Source organism: Paenibacillus dendritiformis, assembly GCF_021654795.1.
GTDB lineage: Bacteria > Bacillota > Bacilli > Paenibacillales > Paenibacillaceae > Paenibacillus_B.
In genome coordinates, this window is the sequence record NZ_AP025344.1 from 3,033,495 (window position 1) to 3,058,634 (window position 25,140).

The 25,140-nt window shown below is 51.5% G+C and carries 25 protein-coding genes; 19 read left to right on the plus strand and 6 right to left on the minus strand.

The features are described from left to right. Positions 1 to 67: 67 nt before the first annotated feature. Both L6439_RS13280 and L6439_RS13285 read left to right on the plus strand, forming a co-directional pair. Positions 68 to 637 carry a helix-turn-helix domain-containing protein gene (locus L6439_RS13280; protein ID WP_213469405.1) on the plus strand — a complete coding sequence of 190 codons (570 nt, stop codon included), beginning with the start codon at positions 68 to 70 and terminating at the stop codon, positions 635 to 637. 173 nt (positions 638 to 810) lie between these two features. After that, positions 811 to 1,227, plus strand: a complete 417-nt coding sequence (locus tag L6439_RS13285) for a DUF1259 domain-containing protein (RefSeq protein ID WP_168180601.1) — start codon at positions 811 to 813, stop codon at positions 1,225 to 1,227. A 109-nt stretch (positions 1,228 to 1,336) separates the two neighbouring features. Here the strand turns inward: L6439_RS13285 and L6439_RS13290 are convergent, their stop codons facing one another. Next, entirely contained in the window at positions 1,337 to 2,959 is a 1,623-nt protein-coding gene (locus L6439_RS13290) for a GMC family oxidoreductase (RefSeq protein ID WP_213469404.1), read from the minus strand. Between the two features lie 256 nt (positions 2,960 to 3,215). Here L6439_RS13290 and L6439_RS13295 point away from each other — a divergent pair, with 256 nt between their 5' ends. Continuing rightward, a complete protein-coding gene (locus L6439_RS13295; RefSeq protein ID WP_420540593.1) occupies positions 3,216 to 3,959 on the plus strand; it encodes an alpha/beta fold hydrolase in 744 nt (247 codons plus the stop codon). 797 nt (positions 3,960 to 4,756) lie between these two features. Here the strand turns inward: L6439_RS13295 and L6439_RS13300 are convergent. Beyond that, on the minus strand, positions 4,757 to 5,626 hold the full coding sequence (locus L6439_RS13300; RefSeq protein ID WP_213469402.1) for a metallophosphoesterase: 870 nt from the start codon (positions 5,624 to 5,626) through the stop codon (positions 4,757 to 4,759). Positions 5,627 to 5,798: 172 nt separating this feature from the next. Between L6439_RS13300 and L6439_RS13305 the strand changes: the two genes are divergently transcribed. The 3 genes from L6439_RS13305 (at position 5,799) to L6439_RS13315 (ending at position 9,352) form a co-directional block, all read left to right on the plus strand. Beyond that, complete coding sequence (locus tag L6439_RS13305) at positions 5,799 to 6,911, plus strand: MGDG synthase family glycosyltransferase (RefSeq protein ID WP_213469401.1); 1,113 nt, start codon at positions 5,799 to 5,801, stop codon at positions 6,909 to 6,911. A gap of 225 nt (positions 6,912 to 7,136) precedes the next feature. Beyond that, positions 7,137 to 8,258 carry an AAA family ATPase gene (locus tag L6439_RS13310; protein ID WP_213469400.1) on the plus strand — a complete coding sequence of 374 codons (1,122 nt, stop codon included), beginning with the start codon at positions 7,137 to 7,139 and terminating at the stop codon, positions 8,256 to 8,258. Positions 8,259 to 8,326: 68 nt separating this feature from the next. Continuing rightward, positions 8,327 to 9,352, plus strand: a complete 1,026-nt coding sequence (locus tag L6439_RS13315) for a vWA domain-containing protein (protein WP_213469399.1) — start codon at positions 8,327 to 8,329, stop codon at positions 9,350 to 9,352. Between the two features lie 183 nt (positions 9,353 to 9,535). Here the strand turns inward: L6439_RS13315 and L6439_RS13320 are convergent, their stop codons facing one another. Then, positions 9,536 to 10,474, minus strand: a complete 939-nt coding sequence (locus tag L6439_RS13320) for a DMT family transporter (protein WP_213469398.1) — start codon at positions 10,472 to 10,474, stop codon at positions 9,536 to 9,538. A 150-nt stretch (positions 10,475 to 10,624) separates the two neighbouring features. On the opposite strand from L6439_RS13320, the gene L6439_RS13325 reads away from it, so the two are divergent. The 10 genes from L6439_RS13325 (at position 10,625) to L6439_RS13370 (ending at position 19,293) form a co-directional block, all read left to right on the plus strand. Then, positions 10,625 to 12,031 (plus strand): aminotransferase-like domain-containing protein, encoded by a 1,407-nt coding sequence (locus tag L6439_RS13325; RefSeq protein WP_213469397.1) that lies wholly within the window; start codon positions 10,625 to 10,627, stop codon positions 12,029 to 12,031. A 198-nt stretch (positions 12,032 to 12,229) separates the two neighbouring features. Continuing rightward, positions 12,230 to 13,408, plus strand: coding sequence for a multidrug effflux MFS transporter (locus L6439_RS13330; RefSeq protein WP_213469396.1), 1,179 nt, complete (start codon positions 12,230 to 12,232; stop codon positions 13,406 to 13,408). 790 nt (positions 13,409 to 14,198) lie between these two features. Next, complete coding sequence (locus L6439_RS13335; protein ID WP_237096852.1) at positions 14,199 to 14,456, plus strand: hypothetical protein; 258 nt, start codon at positions 14,199 to 14,201, stop codon at positions 14,454 to 14,456. Then, positions 14,444 to 14,635 carry a hypothetical protein gene (locus tag L6439_RS13340; protein ID WP_237096853.1) on the plus strand — a complete coding sequence of 64 codons (192 nt, stop codon included), beginning with the start codon at positions 14,444 to 14,446 and terminating at the stop codon, positions 14,633 to 14,635. Before L6439_RS13335 ends, L6439_RS13340 begins: the two co-directional genes overlap by 13 nt. Beyond that, positions 14,632 to 15,168 (plus strand): phosphotransferase family protein, encoded by a 537-nt coding sequence (locus tag L6439_RS13345; protein ID WP_237096854.1) that lies wholly within the window; start codon positions 14,632 to 14,634, stop codon positions 15,166 to 15,168. Before L6439_RS13340 ends, L6439_RS13345 begins: the two co-directional genes overlap by 4 nt. Before the next feature lie 186 nt (positions 15,169 to 15,354). Beyond that, positions 15,355 to 16,041, plus strand: coding sequence for a CPBP family intramembrane glutamic endopeptidase (locus L6439_RS13350; protein WP_213469452.1), 687 nt, complete (start codon positions 15,355 to 15,357; stop codon positions 16,039 to 16,041). 139 nt (positions 16,042 to 16,180) lie between these two features. After that, positions 16,181 to 16,432 (plus strand): FAD/FMN-containing dehydrogenase, encoded by a 252-nt coding sequence (locus tag L6439_RS13355; RefSeq protein ID WP_237096855.1) that lies wholly within the window; start codon positions 16,181 to 16,183, stop codon positions 16,430 to 16,432. 69 nt (positions 16,433 to 16,501) lie between these two features. After that, positions 16,502 to 17,209: a response regulator transcription factor gene (locus L6439_RS13360; RefSeq protein ID WP_213469395.1), complete on the plus strand. Its 708-nt coding sequence runs from the start codon at positions 16,502 to 16,504 to the stop codon at positions 17,207 to 17,209. After that, on the plus strand, positions 17,202 to 18,575 hold the full coding sequence (locus L6439_RS13365; protein ID WP_213469394.1) for a sensor histidine kinase: 1,374 nt from the start codon (positions 17,202 to 17,204) through the stop codon (positions 18,573 to 18,575). The genes L6439_RS13360 and L6439_RS13365 overlap by 8 nt, the downstream gene beginning before the upstream one ends. Positions 18,576 to 18,699: 124 nt before the next feature. Further along, entirely contained in the window at positions 18,700 to 19,293 is a 594-nt protein-coding gene (locus tag L6439_RS13370) for a YkoP family protein (RefSeq protein WP_213469393.1), read from the plus strand. A 108-nt stretch (positions 19,294 to 19,401) separates the two neighbouring features. Here L6439_RS13370 and L6439_RS13375 read toward each other — a convergent pair whose 3' ends face one another. Beyond that, positions 19,402 to 20,145 carry a YheC/YheD family protein gene (locus tag L6439_RS13375; RefSeq protein ID WP_168180413.1) on the minus strand — a complete coding sequence of 248 codons (744 nt, stop codon included), beginning with the start codon at positions 20,143 to 20,145 and terminating at the stop codon, positions 19,402 to 19,404. A 278-nt stretch (positions 20,146 to 20,423) separates the two neighbouring features. On the opposite strand from L6439_RS13375, the gene L6439_RS13380 reads away from it, so the two are divergent. The 3 genes from L6439_RS13380 to L6439_RS13390 all read left to right on the plus strand — a co-directional run bounded on the left by L6439_RS13380 (position 20,424) and on the right by L6439_RS13390 (position 23,226). Beyond that, on the plus strand, positions 20,424 to 21,011 hold the full coding sequence (locus tag L6439_RS13380) for a DNA-3-methyladenine glycosylase I (protein ID WP_213469451.1): 588 nt from the start codon (positions 20,424 to 20,426) through the stop codon (positions 21,009 to 21,011). 577 nt (positions 21,012 to 21,588) lie between these two features. Beyond that, a complete protein-coding gene (locus L6439_RS13385) occupies positions 21,589 to 22,434 on the plus strand; it encodes a 3-hydroxyacyl-CoA dehydrogenase family protein (protein ID WP_168180414.1) in 846 nt (281 codons plus the stop codon). Positions 22,435 to 22,470: 36 nt separating this feature from the next. Next, positions 22,471 to 23,226 carry a thioesterase II family protein gene (locus L6439_RS13390; protein ID WP_213469392.1) on the plus strand — a complete coding sequence of 252 codons (756 nt, stop codon included), beginning with the start codon at positions 22,471 to 22,473 and terminating at the stop codon, positions 23,224 to 23,226. Positions 23,227 to 23,397: 171 nt separating this feature from the next. Here L6439_RS13390 and L6439_RS13395 read toward each other — a convergent pair whose 3' ends face one another. Further along, positions 23,398 to 23,715, minus strand: a complete 318-nt coding sequence (locus tag L6439_RS13395) for a magnetosome magnetite crystal formation protein family (protein WP_213469391.1) — start codon at positions 23,713 to 23,715, stop codon at positions 23,398 to 23,400. 258 nt (positions 23,716 to 23,973) lie between these two features. Further along, positions 23,974 to 25,101 carry an SGNH/GDSL hydrolase family protein gene (locus L6439_RS13400; protein WP_213469390.1) on the minus strand — a complete coding sequence of 376 codons (1,128 nt, stop codon included), beginning with the start codon at positions 25,099 to 25,101 and terminating at the stop codon, positions 23,974 to 23,976. Between the last annotated feature and the right edge of the window lie 39 nt (positions 25,102 to 25,140).

Sequence of the window (25,140 nt, forward strand, 5' to 3'; positions counted from 1 at the left end):
ATATACTATAAATAATATAAAGTAAATAATAATATACTTTTAATCTCTGGTAAAGGTGTGATGCGGCATGAAGCCTGTCCATGAAGATGAGACGAAAATGCTGATGCAGTCGGTCGGCTGCAACCTCCGCAAGCTGCGCAAGGATCGGAAGCTGAGTCTGGAGGAGCTCGCGGCTCGAACCGGGGTAAGCAAATTGACGCTCGGCAATATCGAGCGCGGAGACACGAATCCGACGATCGGGATGATGTGGAAAATTTCGAAGCAATTGGAGGTCCCGCTGATGGCGCTGTTGAAGCCGGGAAATGCGGTGTCGCTCTCCCGTGCCGGCGAAGGGCCGAAATATGACAGCGACCATCCAGGATGGACGCTTGAGCCGATGTTCAGCGACGTCAGGGAAAAGCTGGAGATGCATCGCGCATATGTACAGCCGCATACGGAATACGTTCCGGAGAACCATCATGCCGGCACGATTGAAATCGTTACGGTGATGGCAGGCTCCATCGAATTAACGATCGGAGAGAAGACATACTCGCTGCAAACCTTTGATTCCATCCAATTCTCGGCAACGGAATCCCACCGTTACCACAATCCCGGCGAGGAGGAAGCGGTGCTGCATTTGACGATGTGTTACCCTTGACGGGCGGAGGCAAAAACATTAGTTTATGGGAAAAAGCCTGCCTGGAGCACGGCTTGCGCCCAATTCGCAAAAAAGTAACCGTTTTTAGAGAGATTCCGGTTCGACTGGGCATTCACATATACACTTCGCTCATGACAGTAATACAATGTGGCAAAACCAAGAGGAGGTTTATCATGGCGAGTGTAAAAGCGAGTGCGCAGTTCAGAAGATTATGTAATCAGTTTGCCAGAATCTTGGGAGGGGAGCATGAGATCGATCCGGGTCCGGTCTGCTTCGTCAGCCGTGCGAGAAGGCTGAGAGCGACCATTCTGGGAAGACGGACGACTTCTCCATTGGTCCGTTATCAGCTCTTCTCCTTCGAATCGCTGGATCGCTCCGGACGCGCCCTTTGTCTAGGGGAAACGGCCGTGTTTCAGAATCAAGCCAACCGGTTAATTCGCAATCTTCAACGGCACGGAATTAAAGTCACGGCACTCCACAACCACTGGTTAAATGAAAGCCCCCGTTTAATGTACATCCACTGGGAGTCCATTGACAATCCGATCGCCTTTGCAAGAAAAACGAAAGAATCGATAGCTTTCTTGGGATAAGCTGGACGCAGGGCCATTCCATGCCTGGGGAGAGGCCGTCTTCACCATAAGTTCCGCCGGCTTCCAATGCTGGCGAGGCTTGTTCAAGACGGCTCTTCCTCTCGCAGCCTTATTCTTCTATCCGCTCCATTTTGGCCAAATCGCGCCCTTTCCGGCGCATCGTTTCTCCGCGCAACCGCCTGGCGATGGTGTACCCGATAAGATATGCCGAAGCCGAAGTATTGCCGTCTACCGTAAATGGAATGATTGAAGCGTCGGCAACAATCAAATCTTTTACTCCGTGAACCTTGCCTGCGCGGTCCACGACTCCTCCTTTGCGGAGCGGTGCCATTCGGAGCGAGCCCTGCTGATGATGATTGTGATCAAAATTGTCTTTAATAAAGGCTTCAAGCTGAGCGTCATTATCGATCACCGCCGGATCGGGCGATACCAACCGGTAGGATGGATCAATGAGGGCCAATTCTGAAGCGATATTTTTAATATATATCTTGTAAATATTCTTTACGGCCTCCATGTCATCCGGATTGGCGAGGAATCCTTCGTCAGCCAGCACGATGGTAAGGGGGTCTTTATTTTGAATCGTGATCGACCCGCGGCTTTTGGGACGCAAATAGAGAATAGCCACGGTTAACATGCCTCTGGATCCGATTCCGATAAGCTGAACCGCGCGCCGATGGGGATCGAGGCCCGTTGGATCGGGCAAGAAGGCTCCGCCCGTATACAGCGCATCGGGATCATTAGCTGGCAACGCCCGATCATGACGATTCGCGGAGAACACCGCGAAGTTCAAGGTGTGGTTTCGCAAGCGCTGACCGACGTTGGGATTGTCATAGATAACGGGGATATTGGCTTCCCTAAGCACGCCTGCGGGGCCGATGCCGGATAGCATCAAGAGCTGGGCGCTGTTAATCCCCGCCGATAGGATGACCTTCTTGCGTGCGTAAGCCCGAACGCATTTGCCTGCTTGCAAATACTCCACTCCAATCGCGCGTTTGCGGGAAAAGAGGATGCGAAGCGCGGTAGCTTGATACCGTACCGTCAGCTTGCGCCCGCGCACGCCCCGGCCGGCTGGCGTGACCACATCGGCCGAGAGGAAGGCTGTCGATGCGCTTTCCCGCTCCCCATTCCGTTTTTGGAACAATTGCCAGCGGGTAAAGGGCCCCAGGGGAGTGTCCGGATCATTATAATCGAGAATACGCGGAAATCCGGTCGCTTTTTCTATGGCGTCCGTCAATTTTTCCGCCATCGCCGTTGGCTCTGCCGGTGCCTGTCTAATGTCGATTCGGCCATGATATCCGTGCGCGCTCGCGTCCGTCGTTTCCCCAGTGTACCGCTCCAACCGTTTGAACCGCTGGACGGCTTTTTCGGGGCTCCACAGATTGCCAAGCAGCCGTTCCCATTTCTCCATTACTTCCGCAGTCGGACGTACATACTGTTCTCCGTTAATGGACGATCCCCCTCCGGCCAGGCGGCCTGTGGTCCATTCAAAGGCTCGATCGTCGACGCCTTCTTGCGGGGTGCCTTCTCCTTGCCAAAAATATTGGGGGAAAAAGTTTTCCTCCAGTTCCGGAGCTTGCGTGGAGTCCCGGATCGGGACGTCTTTATCGCGGTTCTCGCCTGCCTCCAGCACGAGCACCGACGTTTTTTTATCGTCCGATAAGATTTTTGCCAGAACAGCGCCGGCCGGGCCCGTACCTACAACAATGTAATCAAAGGTTATTTTCTTTCTCATCTAAGATCTCCCTCGGTTCAATCATTACTGCAGAATATTACTTTGCGCTCTTTAATGTGCCTATTTTGTGATCCGGCGAAAATATATGGCTCTGGGAAGGCTGAAGCAGGAGATTAGCGAAAACTTGGAGAATAAGAAAGCATGCAGCCAACGCTGCCAATAAATCGCAAATTATGGCAGTTATGATTTCAAAGAAAGGACATAGAACCGGGAGATGAACAACAGGATATCTGATTTGGGCCGCGAGAGCGGTTTTATGGAAAGCTTCCATACGGTTAATAACATCAGACTGTATAGCAAAGCTTCGGGAAAAGGCGGAATGGGCGTTATCTTCATCTCGGGATTGGGCGACAGTTCCGAGACTTGGAACGAGATCCAGCACCGGATCTCGCCGGCGGCGTCTACCTTGTCTTATGACAGGGCAGGGACTGGCAGGAGCGAAGCGGTGCCAGTGCCGCGGACTTGCCTGGATCTGGCCGTTGAACTGTACGGGTTGTTGCTGGCGCAAGATATGGAACCGCCCTATGTGTTGGTTGGACATTCTTTTGGAGGGTTGGTCGCCCGATTGTATGCCAGCCTGTATCCCCATACGGTGTCCGGCATCGTCTTGGTTGACGCCGCCCCCGAATTTAAAGAGCTTGCCTATGAAAAGGTGTTGCCTGAACATCTGATCGCAAGAAACCGGGAATATTACGAAAATCCGATGCTGAACCGGGAGAAGATCGATAAGGTCCAGAGTTACCGGCAGGTCGAAGAGCATGCCCGGACAAGCGGCATTCCTCTCTCCATTATTACAAGAGGCTTGCCCGATGACAGCGGGGAGGACTGGCCTTCTCGAGCTATATTGGAAGTTGAGCAGAAGCTTCAAGCCGGCTTCATGCGATTTTCCGCTTCAAGCAAGCAGCGAATAGCGGCCCGCAGCGGGCATTACATTCATCATGATGAACCGGAGATCGTCGTTGAGGAGATCATGATCATGCTGAGGGAGGCGGGACAGTGAGCGACCCAAGGATCACATTCATGCAGAACCCGGCTGTTGAGAAAGAAGTTTTAAGTTGAAAATGGATATTTCCACCATCCTGAAAACTGCACCATTTCCCTAGACATGCCCATCCGGCAGGCGAAATCCGCAAAACTCCACGATTTCTCCAGACACGCCGATTCAGTAAGCGAAATCCTGCATAAATACAGCAATTCGATAGGGACGACTTTTCCAGAAAGAAAATCCTGCAAAATTACAGGAATTTCCCCTGTTTCGCTTCGGCTTCAAGCAAAAGGGCCTAAAATGATGTAGATTTGCAGCAATTCCTCGGGATGTGGACTCGTGAAGCCGAAATTCCTGTAAAATAGCAGCAATTTCCTCCGCACGTCCAAGCCCCAGGAGGCAACGATGCTTCCAGCAGGCCGATAGTGCTTCCTGAAGGCGATGATGCCCCGGCATCCGACGCGGTCGCTTGGATCCCGTAAAATCAGGCGATTGCGTAGTCTATGGGGCTTTTTACCTGTGAGGGATCTCTTCTCCCGGTAGAAAAATCGATTTAAAACGTTCTAAAAGCCTAAGTTTGGATGAGGAAAATGGACCATCTCCACCCCTTCACAAAAAACAGGGGGTTTGCAACAGCCTGAGAACCCGGGAAGAATTCAGAGGGAAAATTACCGGCTTCGCGAAGGCGAGCGGCTGGAAGAGGTTCCTGCCCGGATGCTGCGGCAGGGTTGCGGGAAGGGCCCGGCGGCTCCCTTGGTTGCCGCGGGACGAAATTGAACCGGTTCGCGGGATGACAAAAAAGACTCTGGCGGTTACATGGCTGCCAGAGTCTTTGCTTGTTCCATCATCGATTCGGATGATGCCACCGGCAAGCGGTGGATGGTTATTTCAGGCCGGCTGCCTACGCGAATGTTCACCCCGGTCTGACCCAGGCCTTCGCTGATATAGAATGGTTTGCCGTCATAGACATGCAGGCCTTTGATCATATTCATGCCGACCAGCTTCCCCATGGCCGCCAAATGATACGGCTTCGGCCAATGGATTTGTCCCCCATGAAAATGCCCCGATAGCAAATAATCAAATCGGTATCGTCTCATGTTCAGCACAATATTCGGATCATGCGTGAGCACAAGGCGGTATCCGTGCTCGATCCCTTCGAAGGAAGCGGCAAGATCGCTTCGTTCCGTGCTGGAATCATCGATCCCGATAATATTGAGCCGCGTTCCGTTGATGTCAATCATGACATTTTCATTCCGCAGCGTTTTACAGCCGTTCTGCTCCAATGTTTGCTGCAACGAAGCAAAGTCCTTGCCCTTCAGCACATAATCATGATTCCCGAACACCGCGTACATGCCGTAGGCCGGCTGCAGGCGGTTCAGCACCTTGAGATAGGGGATCAGCTTCGGTATAGAGCGGGTCCGATCAAGAAAATCGCCGGTTAGAGCGATGAGATCAATCTGTTCGTCTGCAAGCTTGTCGAATAATTGCTTCGGCGAAATCGAGATGTTCTCCAGATGCAAGTCCGATAGATGCAAGACATGAAGGGCCTGCCCGGAACGGTTCGGCGCGCTGTTCTCCAGGCTGATCCTGTTCATATTTACTTGCCGCGTATTCAGATGAGCTTTATATAAAAGGTATGCCAGCATAGCCAAGAGGAATGCGATAAACACAAATAATAGCATAACTTAAAACTCCTTTCTATATACCAGTATATAAAAATCGGCAGGTCCATGTCTGCGGTAATTCATGGAGCGCGATGCGCTCCAGCTTCGATTCATGCCCTTTATGTATGCCGGCCGGTGATTTCGCGCAAATTAATCATTCAAGAGGAAGCTTGGTTGGGGAGGAAAGGACATGGCCACAAAAGTTCTGTTACTGCCCTTTTTGCAAATCAAAATGGGACATCATCAAGCCGCCGATGCGCTGGCGGAGCATTTGCGGTCGATCGATCCGTCCATCGAATGCGACATCGTTGATATTTTGGACTACACCTACGGCAGGCGCGTGGAAGGCTTGGTGTCCTCGACCTATTTGAAATGGATTCACTTCCTGCCGATGACTTACAGCTGGATGTACCGGAAAAGCTGCGGCCGCCAGCTCCGCAGCAAGAGGCGTTACCGTCTCTATGAGATGATCTTTATGAGAGGCATGCAACAATTGATACGGGAAAGGCAGCCGGATTGCATCCTGTGCACTCATGCGCTGCCGTCGTACTTGCTTGATCGCTTGAAACGCAACGGCCTCCTTTCCATTCCGGTAATCAATGTGTATACGGATTTTTTTATCAATGATGTATGGGGGAGGGACGGAATCGATTATCATTTCGTTCCGGATGCGCATATCAAGGAGTGGCTGACCAACCGATCCGTTCCGGCCGATCATATTTTCGTCACCGGCATACCGGTGCATCCGCAATTCACCGCTTCGCGTCCGGAACGGAAGCAAGCGGATTCCGAATTCACGGTCTTGATTACGGGGGGAAATCTTGGCGCGGGGATCATGAAATCGTTGTGCCGCACGATCGGGAAGGCGGAGGGAGTTCGTTATATCGTGCTATGCGGAAAGAATAAAGCGCTATATCGCCATTTGAAGAAGAAAAACTGCCCCGGCATCATTCCGATGCCTTATATTGAATCGAGAGCGGGAATGAATGATTTATACAATCAGGCCGACGCGGTACTGACCAAGCCGGGGGGAGTAACGGTTAGCGAATGCTTATTTAAAAAAATGCCGATCCTCGTCTACCATGCCTTGCCCGGGCAGGAAGAAATCAATCTGCTGCATCTGTTGGACATGCAAGTAATCGTTTATGTGAAGGATTGGGCCAAAGAGACGATGGACAAGCAAATCAAGCTCCTCCGGAACAAAACGGTGATGGATCGTCTAAGGGCGCAAATGAATGCTTATCACCGTGAACTATCGGATCTGAAATCGACGCTGCGCCATGTTCTCATGCCGCAGCAGTAAAGGGCCGAAGCTGCACTTGCACAATAAGCCGCATGATGGCGGCTTTTTTTGCGCGCATTGGCCGGATGTCCTCTCAGCGGGCATCTGTTGGGCAAGACGCGGATTGACGAAGCCGAACATGCACTCTATAATTATGTTTAGTAATTTAGTAAATAAGTAAACTACTAAATAATAGAGTGAGAGATCAAGGCATGTTACTCGAAACGGCCCGAGAGGAGAAGGAAGATGATTCACGCAGAAGATTTTCGCTTGTCGCCTGGGAGAAACTTAACTGAGACCGAACAAGCGCTTGTCTGGACGAAGGCGCGTTCTCATCAAGCAAGCGAGGAAGAGTTGCGGATATGTAAGGAAATAAAACGAAACTGGAACCGCGGCGAGATGAAAATCGCGAATATTTTGCTGGAGGGCGATGCCGGGTCGGGCAAAACGCAGCTTGCCAAAGCATTGTCCGCTCATTTCGGGCTGCCCTATACGAAGGTGACTTGCTTCGCCGATATGGATAAATCCGATGTGATTGGGGCGATCTTGCCGGTGATTGCGCCCGAACGGATGACAAAGCTGAAACCGGAAGAACAGCTTGCATTGAATGCTTTGTATGAGAGCGACGGGTTCCGGAGCGCCACGGAAATATTGACGGACGCCCTGGGGGTTGCCCCGGAAGAGGCGGCTCTCAAGATGAAGCAATTGCTGAAGCGGGTTGCGGAGCATCACGAGGGTGAAGGGGTGGAGTATCGATTCTACCCCTCCGAGATCGTGAGAGCCTACCGGCATGGCTATCTGCTGGAAATCCAAGAGCCGACCGTAATCCGCGATGCCGCCGTGCTCATGGCCTTGAACTCGGCTCTGGAGCTGGATGGAAGCATCAACCTGCCGACCGAAGTGATCCGCCGGCATCCCGACTTCATCGCGGTCATTACGACGAATCGCAGTTATGCCGGGACGAGGCCGCTGAACGAAGCGCTGCGCGACCGGGTGCAGCATACGGAGAAGATGGATCTGCCGGCCAAGAGCGTTATGGTGGAACGGACCATGGCCAAAACCGACTTTCGAAATCAACGGGTGCTGGGCGTATTGGCGGATGTCATCATCGTTCTCGATCAAGCTGCCCGGGCCCATGCCATCAAGGGCGTGGCCGGGATGCGCTCGCTCTTCTACTGGGCGGATGCGGTTGCCCGAGGCGCTTCGGCCCGTGAGTCGCTCTACTATAAAGTCATTTACAAAATGACGACCGATTCCGAAGAAATCAAGCGATTGGAAGAAGCGCTGCAAAGCCATGAGTTGTTGGCAGGTCTCGATACTATCGACGCGGCCGCAAAAAAAAAACGATTCTTGGGACCGCTGAGATAAGGACATGGGAGACTGCCGGCGATCTTGACGCTGTGGATGACAAGGAAGCCGAGGAAAGGGGCTTCGCCTTGCAAAAGTCGGCGGATAGCGACGAAAGCTCTATTGGCGCAGCGGCTTCCAGCGAATCAGCCGGTACGGCAAGCCGGGATATGGGAGAGGACGGGGCTCCCCTGTATCATGAGTCCCATCCGGATAACGTGCCGGATGACGCGAAGCACCGGCAGCGGGATTTTCGGAAAAAGCGGAATCAAGAGGCCAGAGAGGCGGCGGCGCAGTCGATTCATCAAGGGATCAGGCTCATCGTTCATCATCCGGACGTCCTGGATGAGCATCGTCAGGAATATGCACGCCTGAGCCAGGAACTGATGCCTGTCGTACGGGAAATGGCCAGACAGGCGCTTCCGCTGTTGGAGTATGAGAGTTCTTCGGAATGGGCGAGGAACCGGTATTACGGCAGCAAATTTGTAGCCGACAGCATCGCCTGCCGCGATTATAAGCATTTCGCCAAGCGGCGTCCTCCGACGGAGTTCCCGTCCCTGGCCGTCGGCCTGAGAGTGGACGAGTCGGCATCGATGTCCGCCTTCGGCAGGCTTGAAGCCGCCAAGCGCGCGGCGCTCGCCGTCTACGAATTTTGCCGAATGTGCGAGATACCTGTCTTCATCTACGGGGACACGGCCGATGCTGCCCGCCTGGAGCAGATGTCGATATTTGCTTATACCGACGGAGAGACGGCGGATCCCGAAGATCGGTTCAGGCTGATGGGGATGCGGGCCAGAAGCAATAACCGGGACGGCCTCGCTCTACGCATCCTCGGAGATCGGTTGGCTTCCGCTCCGCAGCAGACCAAGCTGCTGATCAGCATCAGCGACGGCCAACCGAAAGCGATGGATGACTACACGGGAAGCCGGGCGATCCGGGACATGCAGCAGACCATCGCCGAGTATGAGCGGAAGGGAGTGGCCGTGCTGGCCGCCGCCATCGGCCAAGATAAAGAGGTCATTAGTCAAATCTATGGAGCCGAGCGATTTTTGGATATGACGAATTTGCAAGAGCTCCCGGTCAAGCTGGTCCGCATCATCGCCCGGTATATGTGATGCCCCGGTCATCGCGGCGGATAGTTATGGCAATTCATAGAACGATGAACACGGCCGGCAGCGTTCCGGGATCCGAACGCTGCCGGCCGTTATTTTCCAGGAGCAGCTTCCGTCTGCACCCCATTCAAAACAGAGGGAGCCTGGTTACGTGTTATCTGCGTGTTATCAACTGCATAAGCTGCCTTAAGATCGGGAGTGAGCCTCCTGAAGGGGCGCCTCTTTCGTCCGGGGCTTCCGGAACAGCTTCTGCAAGCTGTCCCAATTGACAAGCACGGTACCTGCAATGACGGTGATGGCACCGATTCCTGTCATCCAAGTGACCGATTCTCCATAGAGAAGGACACCGATGGCAATGGCGACCAACGGGGATACATACAGCCAAGTAGAGGCGAAGACCGGGCCCGTCTTGGCCACCAGCCAATAGAACAGGCTGTGCCCGATCATCGAACCGATAATGATCAGATAGAGCAGCGATCCGAGCGCTTGCGCGGACAACAGGCTCTGAACATGCCACCGCTCTGTGCAAGCGGACAGCAAGATCAGCAGTAATCCGCCATATATCATCTGCGCCGCATTCAGCGCAATCGGCGACGACTCCGGGAAACGCTGCGTAACCCGTTTGGAGTACAACGCGCCCGATGCATAGAACGCCTCTCCGGCAATAATGACAATGCTGCCAATGAGCAGCCCGAGACTGGCGGATAACGTAAGGCTTGGCGCGATGAGCAGGAAAACGCCGAATAATCCGGCAAGACAGCCAAGCAGAGACCGGGCGGACGGTTTTTGGCGCAGCATGATGAGCTGCAGGATCAGAATCATCATCGGGCCCGTAGCCGATAAGACGGCCGCGACTCCCGAAGCGACATATTGCTCGCCCCAATACAAGGCGGCAAAGGTGCCGAAAGTGAGTCCGATGCCGGTAAGCAGCATATCTTTATGCAGCAGGAGCGGCAGGCTTGCTTTTTTCCTCCACATCATCCAGCCGAACAACAGCGCCCCTGCGATGAAGAAGCGGATTCCGGCCGATAGAAACGGCGGGGCAGAGACATCGACGCCGATTTTGATGGCGAGAAAGGTTGTGCCAAAGATAAGACAGACGAGTAAGTAATTCACGATGATCATAAGTGCGCCTCCTTTTCCCATCATGTTATACGGACCGGAATAGAACAGATGCTTGCCAATAGAACAGATGGGAGGGAAGTGCGGTACAATAGTCTCAGGAGTCTTTTTTGAACAAAATTTCGAACAACCTCGACAAGGGGGAGCGTCTGCATGCTTTATAGACAAGTGTACGATCACATCATGGCGCGAATGGAACGGGGGGAATGGAATGCGCATGACAAGCTTCCTTCGATTCGCTGTCTTGCCCTTGAATTGGGGGTGAACCGGCTGACGGTGTTCAAAGCCTACCAACTGCTCAAACAGAGCGGAAAAGCTTATGTCAAGGAGAAATCGGGCTATTATGTCTGCTCCGAAGCCGGGAGTCTGCTTGCTAGGGGGCATGATGAACAACAGAAGCCCCCATCCTCCGCCGTTCAAATGAACAGTGAGCTGTCCGACATTCACAAGGTAACGGCCGCCTATCAATTTTCCCAAGCGGTGATCGACCCGAATTTACTGCCGAATCTGTTTCTATCCGAGTATGTGAAAAAGGTATTTGACATCTACCCGAAGCTTATGGGGATCTATTCCACTCCGCAGGGGGATGAAGAGCTGCGCGAGGTCCTGAGCCAGTATCTGATGGGCCATTACCGGGTTCATCTGCACCCAAGCGAGGTGTTGATCACGACTGGGGCGCAGCAGGCGATCGACTTGCTGGCCCGAATCTTTATCCGGCCAATGGATGCCATATTGGTTGAACGCCCGACATACAGCGCGGGGCTTGATATATTCCGGGCGCAGGGAGCCCGATTGATTCCGGTCGCGTTTGCTCCCGCAGGCTACGACATGGACATGGTCGAAATGCTGATGAAGCGGCATCGGCCGCGATTTTTCTATATGAATCCTACGTTCCACAATCCGACGGGCTATACCTTGCCGACCGTGCAGCGCAAGCAGCTCGTCGAGCTGGCCGAACGTTACCGCTGCGTGCTGATAGAAGACGATGCGTTTCACGATATGTATTTTGAAGAACGGCCGCCGCAGCCTTTATTCACCTATGATACCGAAGGATGGGTAGTCTATCTCCGCAGCTTCAGCAAGTATGTGGCGCCGGGGTTGCGGATATGCGCCGTATATGGGCGTCCGTCGGTCATCGGGCCTTTGATCGCCGCCAAATCGCTGGCTGACAACGGAAACCCGTTAGTTACGCAAAAAATATTTTTGCATTATTTTCAGTCGGAACGGATGCGGCAGCATTTGGAAAAATTGCGAATTGCCCTTCAGATCCGAAGAGATATTATGGAGGAGGAATTGGCAGCCGCGTCTATTGATTGGCGGTGGTCCACTCCGGAGGGGGGGCTGAATATATGGCTTCGGCTTCCGGATACGGTTCCCGCCTCCGATCTATTTCACGAGAGCATCCGGCAATCTATTTCCTTCGTTCCCGGTCAAATCTGCGACCCGCTTCATGAGATGCAACCCTGGATTCGGCTGACCTATTCAGTGATGAATGAAGAGCAATTGCGCGTTGGCGTGCAGCGGCTTGCAGACATTGCGGAGCGGATTCAAAAGCGGTGAACGGGTATTCCATTCTTATTTCAACCGATTGTCAGTTCCCTGGAATATTGCTATAATGCTTGATATGCTTTAACCCCCTATAAGATAAAAGGTGAATGGTTATGCTCTCATTTTCCAGATTGTGCAAATGCAAACCCCCTATTCCGTAATTTCTTTGCCGCGAATCGAGATTTTCGAATTTATAGGGGGATATTCGCAGTGCAAAGAAAAATCTCAACGCCATCATTATGGTTGCTCATTGTTTTAGTCGGTTTTCCGCAGATTAGCGAAACGATATATACGCCGTCCTTGCCGGATATCGCCAGTCATCTCCAGGCAAGCGGCAACCTGATTCAACTGACGCTCAGCATCTACTTCCTCGGCTTCGCCTGCGGCGTGTTTTGCTGGGGAAGGCTCTCGGATTCCATCGGGCGGCGTCCCGCATTGCTATGGGGAATCTTCGTCTATGGACTGGGAAGCTTGGGCTGTTCCCTGTCTCCTTCGGCGGGATGGTTATTGGTGAGCCGCTTCATTCAGGCCTTTGGCGCCAGTACCGGATCCGTCGTGACGCAGACGATCTTGCGCGAGAGTATCGATGGAGCCAAGCGTCATGCCGTATTTGCTCAAATATCGGCTGCGCTTGCCTTCACGCCGGCAATCGGGCCCTTGATCGGCGGGTGGATCGATCAAGCGCTTGGCTTCCGGGCGGTGTTCGTCACGCTCGTCGTGATGAGCATCGCGATTTTCATGTACACGCTGGCGGCTCTGCCCGAGACAAGAGTGTCCGCCGCGGCGAAGATTAGCACATGGGCGGTGGCCCAGCGCCTCGTGTCGGACCGGAGAATATGGGCCTTCGGTTTTCTCATCGGCGCCACCAATGGCATCTTGTTCAGCTACTATGCCGAAGCGCCGTTTATTTTTATTGAATTTTTTCGGATGACCCCGGGGATGTTCAGTTTTTTCGGTATTTTGGTAGCGATGTCTTCCATATTCGGGGCGATGTTGTCGAAAAAAATGGTCGCGAGATTTCCGGCAGAACGCATCATCCGGATGGGCTGTACCGTGACGGCGGCCGGAGCTGCATGCCTTGCAGGTCTCGCTCTGTATGGAATCAGACCGTCCGCTGTCTTCTTGGTGCTCATGGCAGCCTGCATCTTTATCCTCTTGCTGGGGATAGGGATGGCCATTCCGAACTGCCTGAGCTTGGCGCTCGTCCATTATGGCGATGTGCTTGGTACGGCGGGCGCGATTTTCGGATTAGGCTACTATGTGGTGGTCAGTCTGATTACGAGCGGGATGAGTTACTTGCACAATGATTCTTTACTCACGATGCCCGCTTATTTTCTCGCCCTGGCCCTCATGATGCTCCTGATCAGCCGTCAAGCGGCGAGACACTAAGTAACGAAGAAGGGGCTGTCTCATCCGCAGGATTTAGCTGCCGTGAGACGGCCCTCCTGAATCTCAAGCCTCGACTTGCCGAAAAGCTGCAAAAGTGAAGATTTTCCTTACGATGTTTACTCCGTTACAGGCATTCCTGCAAAAACGCATCAATTGCAGCCAATACAAGAGATAGAAAGCAAAAATCTGCCGGAAATGTTGCACTTTTCAGGCTGTTGGAAAATCCCCTGTTTTTTTGTGAAGGGGTGGAGATGGTCCATTTTCCTCTTCCAAACTTTGGCTCTTAGAGTGTTTTAAATCGATTTTCTCTACCGGGAGAAGAGATCACTCACAAGTAAAAAGCCCCATAGACTACTCATTGGCCTGATTTTACGGGATCCAAGCGACCGCGTCGGATGCTGGGGGCATCATCGCATTATCCGGCCTGCTGGAAGCATTATCGGCCTGCTCGAAGCATTATCCGGCCTGCTGGAAGCATCGTTGCCTCCTGGGGCTTGGACGTGCGGAGGAAATTGCTGCTATTTTACAGGAATTTCGGCTTAATGAGTCCCCATCCCGAGGAATTGCTGCAAATCTACATCATTTTAGGCCCTTTTGCTTCAAACCGAAGCGAAACGGGGGAAATTCCTGTAATTTTGCAGGATTCCCTTTCTGGAATAGTCGTCCATATCGAATTGCTGTATTTATGCAGGATTTCGCTTACTGAATAGGAGCGTCTGGAGAAATCGTGGAGTTTTGCGGATTTCGACTGCCGGATGGGCGTGTCCAGGGAAATGGTGCAGTTTTCAGGATGGTGGAAATATTCATTTTCCTACTCAAGAACCGCCATTATGATATCGAGGGAGCGAAGGTCATCCCGCAGCAGGGCGGATGGTCCGCGCTCGCCTTTAAAGCAGGTGCGGCGCATCAGGACTATTTCTTGAAAATGTATGAAAAGAGCAGGGCTTCGACCCCAAAATGGGCGGCTCTGATCGATAACTATGTGCCGGTCTTGTTGTGGCTCTTGCGGCATAGCGGCCTGAAGGGGAAATCCCGGTGCCGCTGCTGACGAAGAGCGGCCATTATCAATGCGAAGATGAAAACGGGATCTATCTGATGTATGAATATATTCACGGCGCCGCCATTGGCGGCAACGCGTTGACGACGGAGCAGGTCTGCCAGCTTGCGGATATGATGGGGGAGCTCCATCGTTACGGCGAAGACATTCCATTGGTACGGACGCGTTGAAGGAAGATTTTCAAGTTCCGTTTGCCCGGTCGTTGAAGGAATTTTGGCAGCAGGAGCATGAAGCGGTTCCCGGCGATGTGCGAGAACGGATCAATCCTTATCGGGAGCAGATTTTGGCCCTGGTTGACAGCGTAGAGAAGCGATCGGAACGTCTAAAAAACAGCAACATCCGATTGGCTCTCTGCCATACGGACATCCCCCCCTGGAATATGATGCAGTCCGGGCAGCAGCTTGTGTTGATCGACTGGGAAGGCCTGAAGCTGGCCCCCGTGGAGGCAGACATGATGTTTTTGGTTGATGAACCCTTCTTTGAATCCTTTATCCGCATATACCGGAAGCGGCATCCGGATTATGCCGTCGACGCCGACGCATTGCAATTTTATCAAGGCAGACGCAAGTTGGAGGATATTTTGGAATTCCTCGAACAGCTTGTCTATGACGGCCAAGATGCGCCGGCAACAGAGGAGACCTTAGCCCATTTGAACGAAGAACTGCGAGATCTGAGCAATTCGATAGCCACATACGTAAAATAGATGCGATGGAGAAGCGGGAACTGCTGAGATTTCAGATCCGCTTCTTTTTTTTGCCAAGCCGGTATTCTGCAGTCCTCCCGTCCTGCTGTTCCCGCTCAATAATAAAGCTTGCAAGTGACGCAGCGTCACCTTGTATAGTTAAATTATACGACAGAGGATTGAGGGATCAGGAGGGAACAGACAGTGATGCAGAAGAAAAACAGCCGCTGGACATGGCGGGAACTGGCAGCATTGCTTGCGTTGGAATTCGTCTTTGTGATATTCGTGATCAAATACCCGGTGCAGTCGATCTATGAGCAGTGGCTGGGTAATCCGCTTTATTCCGGAACGTTAACCGGGCTTACGATCGCGATTACGCTATTGATTGGGCTTTATGTTGTTGCGTTGCGGCCGCACAATTTGTCGTGGGCGGATCTGGGGGTAAAGCATTTTCCGGGAGAAGTGTGGCGGAGGATTCCGTTCTGGACGCTGATTCTTATCGTATTGAGCCTCGCGGCCGTCTACCTCACCGGCCTTCTTGGCAACCCGGTGGAGAACAGCAAGACAGAGAGTCTGCAGCAGCATGTCTCGCTCTTTACCATCGCGATCGCGATTGCCGCGGCAGGTATCGTATCTCCTTTTTATGAAGAAATCTTTTACCGGGGCTTTATATATCAATGGCTGCGGGCGCGTACCGGCATTGGGCGGGCGATCATGATTAGCTCGCTCATCTTTACCGCAGCTCATTTCCCTACAACGAATGCGATGCCCGTAAATTTTATTAGCGGCGTCGTGCTTGCCTGGACCTATGAGCGGACAGGTTCAGCCGTGCCCGGCATGATCGTCCACGGCGTGTTCAATACGATTGCCGTGCTGTTAACAGCGTTAAGCTAACGAGGCTCTGCATTTCCAGAAGTCTGCGCATGACCGACAAAACTCCTTTATAACATCTTCACAACTTGCAAATACGATCTTCACATCTTTCCTTTATATTATAACCAAAAGGAGGAGACACTAATGAAAAAAGTATGGCTTGGCGTTAGCGCCTTGGTCTTGGTTCATGGGGATGGGAGCAGCCGGCGCATATGCGGCATCGGCCGATAATAATGCGGGCGGTGACCGCAGCGGCTTTGAACAGATGCTGCCGTTCGCGAAGCAAATGCACCCCGGCCTCTCGGATCAACAGATTGAACGGATGTACGACAGCTGTCACAACGGCAATGGCATGGGACGGGGAATGATGAGCAATTCTCAGTGGCGCGGCAGTATGATGAATTTCAATTAATACTGTGCTATGATAGGCCTCGCGAATATCGCAAGGCCTATCTTTGTATATAGGGTGAGGTTGATACGTATGGATCGCGCAAAAATTTTGATTGTCGATGATGAGCCTGATATCCTTCAAGTCATTAAAGCCTATCTGGAGAAAAATGATTATCTGGTGTATGAAGCGGATACCGGGAAGGGAGCGCTGAGTCTGTGGGAGCATCTGCGGCCTGACCTGATCATATTGGACTTGATGCTGCCTGACATGTCCGGCGAAGAAATCTGCAGAACCATCCGCAAGACATCCAACGTTCCCATCCTGATGCTGACCGCCAAAAGCAGCGAGGATGATATGGTGAATGGAATTCTGATCGGAGCAGACGATTATATTATGAAGCCATTCAGCCCCAGAGAGCTGGTGGTGCGGGTGATTGGCTTGTTGCGCAGAGCGCAGCTTCCTGTCGCGCCGCAGCAAGAAAAGCCTCTTTCCTTCTGCAATAACGATCTGTCCATTGATCCCCAACGGCATGAAGTGAAAGTCAGGGGGGGGTCTGTCTCGCTCACGCCCATTGAATTCAAATTGCTTGAGCTTCTGGCGAAGAATCCAAAGCGAGCATTCAGCCGCCTGGAACTCGTTAACCTTATCCAAGGGGACACGTTTGAGGGATTCGAGCGCACGATCGATGTTCATATTAAAAACATTAGGCAAAAAATAGGGGATAACCCGAGAAAACCGACATTTATCGCGACGGTTTTCGGCGTCGGATACAAATTTCAGGTGAATCCGGATGAATAAGAGCGGACTTCGCAAAAAGCTGTTATTGTCGCATATCGGGGTAGCGCTCACCTCGCTGCTGACCATAACGCTTCTCGTCTACCTGGTCATGACCTTTGCCTTCGGCCAGTATATGAAGAATCAGCAGCAAGCAGAAGCCGACATGTTGCTTAACGATCTGGAGACCTCCTACAACGCGGAGGCAGACGGATGGCCGATGGGCTCGCTCATGCAGCTTTCCCACCAAGCCATGCTCCGTAATTATACGGTCAAAATCTACGATGACAGGAATGAGCTGATCTGGGATACAAGCAGGATGGGCAGGATGATGCATACTCCGCCCGGAGGCGCGGATACAGGATACGAGATCGGCGATAACGATAATATCATTACGAAAAGCATGATGAAAAACGGAAAAAAAATCGGCAAGCTCGAAATTCAAGGAATCGAGAGCGCCTTTGCCTCCCAAAATCAAAAGTTCCTGAGGTTGTTCAACTTTTTATTATGGGGCGCCCTCCTTATTGTGATCGTTGGCGTCTCCCTCTTCAGCGTCTTCATGGCAAATAGTTTAAGCCGCCCGCTCATGCGAATCAAGCAGATAGCCACCCGAATGAGAACCGGAGATCTGTCTTCCCGGGTTGCACTGGCCAGCCCGAAAACAGAAATCGACGAGGTAGGCTTGGCGTTGAATCACCTGGCGGATGCCCTGGAGCAGCAGGATAAGCTGCGCAAAAATTTGACGGCCGATATCGCGCATGAATTACGTACGCCATTAGCCACGATTCAAAGCCATATTGAAGCTTTCCAGGACGGGGTGTGGCAAGCGACGCCTGACAAGCTGCAGGTATGCCATGAACAAGTGATGCGATTGGTGAAGCTCATCCATGATCTTGAGAAGCTGACGGCGGTCGAAAATCCGATGCTGCAGCTTCAAAAAAATAAAGTGTCGCTGAATGAAGTGATTCGGGAGTCCGTGAAAACGGTAGCCGGCCAGTTTGCAGATAAAAATATTTCCATTGCTATAGAGCAGGACCAGGATGTTTTTTTGACCGGCGATTATGTAAGGCTCGTTCAAGTTTTTGTAAACCTGCTGAATAACGCCTATAAATATACGAACGAGGGCAGCATCCGTGTCGTTATCTCCGAAGAGCCGTCCTATGCGAAGGTCACCCTTACGGATACCGGAACTGGCATCGCTCAAGAGGAACTGCCGTTTATATTTGAACGGTTTTATCGGGGCGAGAAATCCCGCAACCGCCGAACCGGCGGAGCCGGGATCGGACTGGCGATCGTCAAAGCGATCGTGGAAGCGCATGGAGGGCGCATTTCCGCCAAAAGCGCGCTTGGCCACGGGAGTGAATTCTGCGTTCGGCTTCCCAAATCATAGGCGAGAGTCCCTACAGGGCGTGGAGCTCGATGATTAATGTTAGAAATAATACTGAAACTTTCCACCCATGAATTTGTTTTCCCAAGGCAAAATAAGAGTAGATATCGACAAAGGGGAACAGTTCATGTGGTTCAAAGCTTTTGCACTTTCCATCTGGAGTGTCATTGATCCGATGTACTATGCCTGTACCAGATTGAAATGCATCGAACATGAAGGCGGCAGCACGTTCCGCGTCAGGATTACTTCGTTCCGGGGGAGGCACGTGCTCTTATCCGATGGAACCATGATTAAAAAAGGCGACGTTTTGTTAAAAATTCATTTGCATAATGTCATGCTTTTGAAAAACATGATGTCCATAAAAAGTGAAATCAAAAAGGGAAAAATACTCTATCGCCTCATTGAAAAATCGTTGCCTGATCTTGCCGAATATGTGCGCAATCATCCGAAGCGCCATGATATTAAAGGAATTATCGGGATAACGATGTTAAACCGGGGAGGAAGCGGGTTAGGCTTCGAAACGATACAGATAAGCAACGTGCTGTATAAATGGATCAAGTATGCCACGATGATGCCGATCTATTTCGTCTCGGCAAACAATCCGTTAAGGAACTTAAAAAAACAAACCCCCGCCTATTTATTCATGTCCAAAGATGTATTACTGAACAGATACGGGGATCAAACCATGCCGAACTTGCCTAATGGCCATAAAATACGCTGACTCTGGCAACGCGGCCAGTCCATTTTTTGACGATGCGATTTAGAGCCGGCCCGCTTCTGAACACTGGCCGCCTGCGACGGGATTCTTCTGCAGGCGGCCTCCTTCCGTTTACTTGAATCGCCCGTATGCTTTGGCATAACGCAGAATTCGGCGATAGGCGGAAGGATTGATGGTTCGGTAGACATATATGGCCGGACTTGTGTTCACTTCCAGGATCCATGGCCGCAGATTTTTATCGAGCGCGATATCGAGCCCTAGCTGTTTTAGACCTTTGTATTTTTTACTTAATTTTTTTCCTGCCGATAAGCCCATTTGGTTCAATTCACGGCGGAGCTTGCCAATGGAGGACGGATTCATATGTGGACGCAATAGGGCAGACAGCGATTCCATGGAACCGCCATTGCTGACATTCGTGACAATCTTATTGGCGGCTGCCTTGCGGCCGAAGATGGACATGGCCTCCCATTTATTGTTTAAATTTTTTTGAACCAAGACCCGGAGATCGAATTTTCTGCCGCGGTGGCTCATCATACGAATCCCCCGCTGCACCAAATACTTTCGCTTCCCGATTCTGGACTTGATCCCGGACTGCAAATCGTCCATTGAACGGAACACTTTGGTGGAAACTCCTTCTCTCAGCTCAAACGATGCATTGGAGCGTTTTTTGGCGCGCATGACTCCTTTCCCGTGAGTGCCTTTATCCGGCTTCACATACACCATGTTGTAGCGGTTCAGCATATCCCTCAGACTGATGGAATTGTATATGGCCGTCTTGGGGATGTAACGCTTCAGCGATGAGTTTTGCAAAATGCGCGTCTTTTTCCATTTGCTAAATACATGTTGAACAGGCAAACAAGCATCACCCTTTTCCAAAAGATCGACTGCCCTGATTGCTAGAAACTGCAGAGACGAGAATTCAATAATATGGTATCAATGTATGACGCTGTCCCTGATTCGGAGTGGATAAAAACCTAGAGGAACATTTAGGAAACTCCATGGCGCCCCATTGATAGCGATGCTCCGGCCGGGCTTGATGAAAATCGTATCCCAAGACGATAATATAAATATCAGCAAGCCGAAAAATGATGCAACGGCGAAGACATAGCGCGATAGATAAGGAGAAAAGGCAAATGATTAAGCGATGCGCATGGGTAAAGGAAAATGAACCGTTATACAGAGAGTATCATGATAAAGAATGGGGAATTCCCGTATACGACGATCGAATATTATTTGAAATGCTGTGCCTCGAAGGAGCGCAGGCGGGACTCAGTTGGTGGACGATTTTGCAAAAAAGAGAAAATTACCGCAAAGCTTTTGATGATTTCGACGCAGAGAAAATCGTTCATTATACCGATGAAAAATTGCAATCGTTACTGAATAATAAAGGAATTGTCCGCAACAAGCTGAAAATTCAAAGCGTCGTCACGAACGCCAAGGCTTTTTTAACCATTCAAAAGGAGCATGGTTCATTTTCCGGTTATATATGGAGTTTTCTCGAGAACAGCCCGATCGTGAACCGCTGGGAAAGCGTAAAGGAAGTTCCGGTGTCCAATGAAATCAGCGACCGAATGTCTAGAAGCTTGAAGAAAGACGGATTTTCATTTATTGGCAGCACGATATGTTATTCTTATATGCAGGCGGTAGGCATGGTGAATGACCATACGTTGGACTGCTTCTGTCATCCTTCGCGTCATAGCCGAAACCAGTTATTGGGCTAGAGGCCGGCGGGGATTCCACATTACTTATGAACGGAGAAGGGCAGGCCTGTATGTTGAGTTCCATGAATCCACTGTCAAGACGTCTTCAAATAATAATTCATTGTTCTGAGTCTTCCGTTGGATTGAAGACGGAAGCCGGCAGCCGGACTCAATACGCATGTGAACTCCTCCTTTCCCGACTGTCCCCCGTCCATTGGAATTGGGGGATGGTTCTTTTATCGGATGGAGGGCTCCTCTCCATTAGCTTTAATTCCAAGGAGTATACTAAAATATAATAGTTTAAAATAAACAATGGAACAATCTACTATTATGTGTTATATTTTGAAGAGAACAGCATTCGAATGACTTCACGAACGGAGAACGCTTGCCATGAGCCGTCCGTTTTTATTTTGATCCCATTTCTTCCTAGACCCATCCTCCCAATGCTCATCGTGAGATCCGAACAGATCACTCCATAGAACGCCGACATCCATCAATTCGACATCTCAATACATGCCGGAACCGCCGCGTGATACGGCGGCGCGATCCGGATTCTGAACCGGAAGTAACTACTACAATAATATAAGGAGTGGCCTGCATGAGTGTGATTGCCGTAGTGGGGGCCGGAGTGATGGGTGTGGATGTTGCGTCCACTCTCTCCTCTCATGGCTATAAGGTGATTGTCAAAGATATTGATCCGGCAGCTTTGCAGCAAATACCGCAAAAAATCGAGCGCAATATTCGAAATTATCGTATGATTTCTCCTGCCTTGCGCGAATGGGACGCCGAAGACATCCTCAGCCGGATTACGGTAACGAATACATATGATCATTTTGCACATGTATCCTGGGTGATTGAAAACATTACCGAGGATTGGGAGGCCAAAAGCCGGCTGTACCGGGAATTGGGCGAGGTATGCAGCGAAGATACGTTTTACGGCGTGAATACAAGCTGCATTTCGCCCACCAAGCTTGCGTCCCTGTTGGACAAGCCGGACAAGGTGATCGGGATGCACTTCATGAATCCCGTCCCGCTCAAGGAAATCGTGGAGACCGTGCGAGGCTACCACACTTCGCAGGAGACGATTGCAGCGGCGGAAGCGCTCCTCAAGAGCATCGGGAAGCAGCCAATTCTGGTGGAGGATTCTCCCGGCTTCGTCTCCAACCGGTTGTCTCATTTATTCATGAATGAAGCGGCATTCCTGGTCCAGGAGGGAGTGGCGGAGCCGAGACAGATCGATCTGATGTTCAAAAAAGGCTACGCCCATAAAATGGGGCCGCTGGAGACGGCGGATCTGATTGGGCTTGATACCGTCGTCCGTTCGCTGGATGTCTTGTATAAGGAATACGGCGACTCGAAATTCAGATGCTGCACGTTGTTGAGGAAGATGGTCGATGCCGGCCTGCTTGGGCGCAAAAGCGGCCGGGGATTTTATCATTACTAGAAGGACAGATTGGGAGAGGCCAGGGGAGTGAGCGGGATGAGCGAGATCGATTTGTTCTGTATACCTTATGCCGGCGGTTCAGCGCATGCCATCTATAGCAAATGGGCGGAAAAACTCAAACCGGGAATCAAGGTGCGTCCTTTGGAATTGGCAGGGCATGGCCGAAGAATGGCAGAGCCCTTTCATGCGAGTGTGGAGGAAGCTGTCCAAGACTTTTTGGTCGAGATGCGTCCTTGGATTTTACAGCGTCCGTATGCCGTATATGGCCACAGCATGGGAACGGGCTTAGCTTATGAGCTCGCCGCGGCTGCCCGGGCTTCCGGACTGCCGCAGCCGGTGGCGCTATTTTTATCCGGCCGCATACCGCCCCATCTGAAGTATGACACAGAGCCCATGCACAAGCTGTCTGATGCGGAATTTTTGGAGAAAATCCGGAAGATAGGCGGTACGCCGGCGCAGTTTTTCGAATCCAAGGAGCTGCTGCAGCACTTCATGCCGATTCTAAGGCAGGATTACCGTATGATCGAGCAATATCGGGTGAACGGAAAGCCGAGGCCGGTGGATGGCGATATTGTCTTTTTTCTGAGCGATGAAGATGAACTTGTTAATTTGCCCGATATTTTGGAATGGGCGCAATACACCAAGCGATCATTTGAATATCACCGATTTCAAGGCGGGCATTTCTTCATCCATGAAGCCTGGGATCAAATCTGCACGCTCATTAACCGCAAGCTGCTGGGAGACGGCAGCGTGAACCTTTCGCAAGGCGATGCGCAGGTACGAAGGACTTGATGTGTTGGGCAATGAGAAGAACCTCTGCTTCACGGCTGCCGTGATGTTGGAGGTTCTTTCCGCTTTCAACTTCTTTTTCGGTTCGGGAAGGGATTTCGGGTTCGATAGAGTTCCCTATGATTGTGGAGAGGGAGGTGCCGGCCGGCACCTCCCTCTGTTGCAATATCATGGTTATGATTTGATCACTTGAATCCCTTTGACAATATTCCAAATAAAAAAGTATACGCTAATGAGACCGCAAAGAGCGACGGTAATAACCGATCCAATCCCCAAGGTCACCTCGACCTCCCGCACGCTCAGGCTGATGACTCCTAACGCCGCAAAGCCTGCAATGGCTGTAACCGTAGGAAGAATATGCGTCCACAGCGCTCGTTTGGCATGACTCTTGCTCTCGGAGTCTCCGACAATCCAGACAAGTATCGGAAATAAAATCGGGGCAAAAAGAACGCTCCAGTAAGAAAGAGCCGAGACTAGTTTGTTTCCGTTCATATCTATCACCTCAAGAAAGTTTAGCATTGTTATCCATGGCTTAACTATACAGCAGAAGACATCTGCACACTAATCGATCCAGCTTTCAAGAGGCTTATAAAATTGTAAGGTTGCTGAAGGACAAAAGGGAGGGCCGATGCCCGTATCATGGCGGAAATACGGAAGGAGGAGGGGAGAGGCGTGTTCGTGTCAAGCCCATATCCAAAGCGGAAGAATATTTCCTCCTGCGTCGCGCAGGAGGACTTTTGCTGGGAAGACTCAGGCAAGCTCGTGCCGCAGCAGATGCTTGAAGATCGGCGTCAGCTTGTCGGCCATGCGCATAAAGCCAAGATCGGTGGGGTGGATGCCGTCGACCGTACATTCAAACCGGGTCTCATCGGTGCCAAGAAGTGTGCTGCCGTCATAAAAATGAAGTTGCGAATCGCCTTGCTTGCGGAACTTCTCGACAACTTCCCGTTGAATCCGGCCCATTTCCTGACGCAGTGCCCTTATTTCCGGCATGAAAGACTCGCTGGCGAATTCCATTTTCGAAATAACGAGGAGCGGAACTTGGGGAAAAGCCGCCCGGTAAATACGAATAAACTCCGGCAATGTCTGCTTGAGCAGGTCCGGATTGATGGCATTGGCTTCATAATCAAGCACCAGCATCGCCGGATTGTCGATCCCGGCGATGATATGCGCCATCTCCGGCTCTCCGCAGCCGCTCCCGGAAAATCCGAGATTAATAAATTCCAGAGGTATGCGGCGGCTTAATATATTCGTGTAGGCCATTCCCGGCCGGGAGGCGCAGGCGCCCTGCGTAATCGATGTGCCATAGACGATCACTTTTTTGTCCTTGCGGTAGGGGAGCGGCGCGGCGATTACCGCACCCGGCTCTACGCCAATGGCCAGCCCATTCACTCCCTGGTAGAGCGGAAAGTTCAGTGTCACATGGCGCATCCCGGCAGCGGGGAAATCGTACAGCATCGCTTCGTAATGGAGCTGGGCATGATCATATTGGCTTGTTCTGAAATAAACTTGCTCCCCGGGCTTCCCTAGATAAAGATCAAATCCGCATTGCCCGGTGGCAGGCATATGATACAAATCCGCCTTATTGGCCAAGTGCACGCGAATCGCCAACTGACGGGAGTTGGTCTGGAACGCAAGCTGCCCGCCTGCTGTATGGTTAGCGAGCATATAGACAATGGGGGGGATCGTATGCTGTGACTGAAGGGGAAGTCTGCGGAAAAACCGCTCCTGCTTAAACCAGGGGAAACCGCTTAACCGGAACGGTTTGTCGGTTGGGGATAACCATTGCAACCCCGTGAATCTTTTTGGTTCCAAACGCATATGGGGATCGAGATCAGAACCTTTTTTCTTCGTCCCGTCGATTGGTTGGTCGGCCATGATGATGATAAGCCTCCTTGAACAAAAGATGTGGTTACT